This window comes from Kutzneria sp. 744 (assembly GCF_000568255.1).
Taxonomy (GTDB): Bacteria; Actinomycetota; Actinomycetes; order Mycobacteriales; family Pseudonocardiaceae; genus Kutzneria.
The window spans coordinates 230872-232741 of the sequence record NZ_KK037166.1 but is presented as its reverse complement, the minus strand read 5'-3'; the positions used below and the strand labels follow the sequence as shown (position 1 = coordinate 232741).

Below are 1870 nucleotides of genomic sequence, written 5' to 3'. Positions count from 1 at the left end.
CTTCTCACGCCGGCGGGTCAGCAGGGCGCGTTCGGCGGCGGTCCAGGCGGTGGTGGTGAGCAGGTAGAGCCCGGCGGCCAGCGGCACGAACATGGCGAACACGATCGAGGCGTACGGCAGGATCCGGAGGTACTTGGGGCCGGTCATGCGGATGGCGGTCCAGGTGGCGACGGCGGCCATGAGGGCGAACAGGCAGACGGCGGCGATGGTCGGCGAGCTGATGAAGACGGTGCCGAGGGGTGTGCCGAGCAGGGTGTGGGTGAGCAGCTGGTTGGGCTGTCCGGCGACGGTGGGCGACAGGAACAGCCGGTACATGACGGAGAAGATCGGCAGCTGGATGAGCATGGGCAGGCAGCCGGCGAACATGCCCTTGCCCTCGCCGCCGTAGAAGGTGGCGAGTTCCTGGTTGAGGCGTTCGGGGTTGCCGCGGTGCTTGTCCTGGATGTCCTTGAGTTTGGGCATGATCTCGGCGCGGGCCTTCTCGCCGCGGATCTGGATGCGGGCCAGGGGGTGCAGGCAGAGGCGGATGATCAGGACGAAGGCGACGATGGCGCCGGCGGTGCCGGTGAGCGGCGCGAGGAACGCGACCAGGTGGTAGGCGGCCGTGATGAACGGGTCGAGAAAGGACAGCATGGGGGGAGCCCTTCAGCGGAGGGTGAGAAAAGGGGTGCCTGAGGTGGGGTCAGGCGGCTGAAGGTGCTCGTGAGCGGGTGTGTCCGGCCGCGTCGGGGTCCTGTTGGCGCAGGACGCGGCGGCTGCGGGCCTGCTCGCGGGTGGCGAGGCCGACGGTGCGCGGGATGGCGTGGTCGGCGTGGCGGGTGGAGCAGAGGTGGATGGCCAGTGCGGCGACGAGGACGCCGGCGAACAGGATGAGGCCGGCGAGGCCGGGGCCGACGGTCATGAGGGTGGTGAACGCGGTGACGAGGTCGTGCACGTTCCACCCCCGGATCTGTCTCGGTCCTGCCTTGAGCGTACGACATCGGTCGCAGGTGTCATGACTACATGACACGATTCACGAATGGATGAAGTCTTCCCGCTGGAAGACGGAGTCGGGCTGAACGTGGTTCGGTCCGGTGCTCCGGACGCACCGGTGACCGTGGTGTTGGCTCACGGTTACGCGTTGGACCACCGCAGTTGGCATCGGGTGGTCCCGGAGTTGGCGCATGACGAGGTGCAGGTGGTGGCCTATGACCATCGTGGTCACGGGCAGTCGGGGCCGGCGACGCCGGAGACCGCGTCGATCGAGCGGCTGGGTGATGATCTGGCCGAGTTGATCGAGCGTGGGGTGGACTCCGAGCGGGTGGTCGTGGTCGGTCATTCGATGGGTGGCATGGCGGCGATGGCGTTGGTGGAGCGGCATCCGCGGCTGTCCGCTCAGCGGGTGTCGGGGCTGGCGTTCCTGTCGACGGCTGTGGGACGTCGGGGTGAGACGTCGTTGGCGTGGCCGCAGGCGGTCGGCAAGCTCGTGGAGGAGTTGGAGAAGGTGTTCGGGCCGGTCGTGCGGCATATTCGCGGTCGGATCGAGCCGGCCAAGGCCGCCGGGCTGAAGTGGTGGCTGTTCGGGGACGACCCGGACGAGGCGGATGCGGCGTTGACGGCGGAGATGGTGGCGGAGCACTGGCCGGCCACGGTGGCGTTGTTCCGTCCGGCCTTCGACCGGTATGACCGGGAGGCGGCGTTGACGGTGGCGGCGCGGGTGCCGGTGGTGGCCGCGGTGGGTGAGCGGGACCGGTTGTGTCCGTCTTCGAACGCGCAGGCGTTGGTGAAGGCGGTGGGGTCCGGGGACGCGGTTGTGCTGCCGGGCGCCGGGCACATGGTGCCGTTGGAGCGTCCCGCTGAGGTGGTTCGGTTGGTGCGCGGTCTGGTTACG

Annotated in this window: 3 protein-coding genes; 1 reads left to right on the top strand and 2 read right to left on the bottom strand. The window is 69.1% G+C overall.

Going from position 1 to position 1870, the window contains the following annotated elements:
• Together KUTG_RS01170 and KUTG_RS01165 are read right to left on the bottom strand one after the other, a co-directional pair.
• Window positions 1-633 (bottom strand): YidC/Oxa1 family membrane protein insertase (locus KUTG_RS01170; RefSeq protein ID WP_052393666.1); only part of this gene is annotated, 633 nt, incomplete at its 3' end.
• 49 nt (window positions 634-682) lie between these two features.
• Window positions 683-934, bottom strand: a complete 252-nt coding sequence (locus KUTG_RS01165) for a DUF6412 domain-containing protein (protein WP_043714288.1) — start codon at window positions 932-934, stop codon at window positions 683-685.
• An 84-nt stretch (window positions 935-1018) separates the two neighbouring features.
• Between KUTG_RS01165 and KUTG_RS01160 the strand changes: the two genes are divergently transcribed.
• Window positions 1019-1870: alpha/beta fold hydrolase (locus tag KUTG_RS01160; protein ID WP_043727845.1), on the top strand; the 852-nt coding region annotated here is incomplete at its 3' end.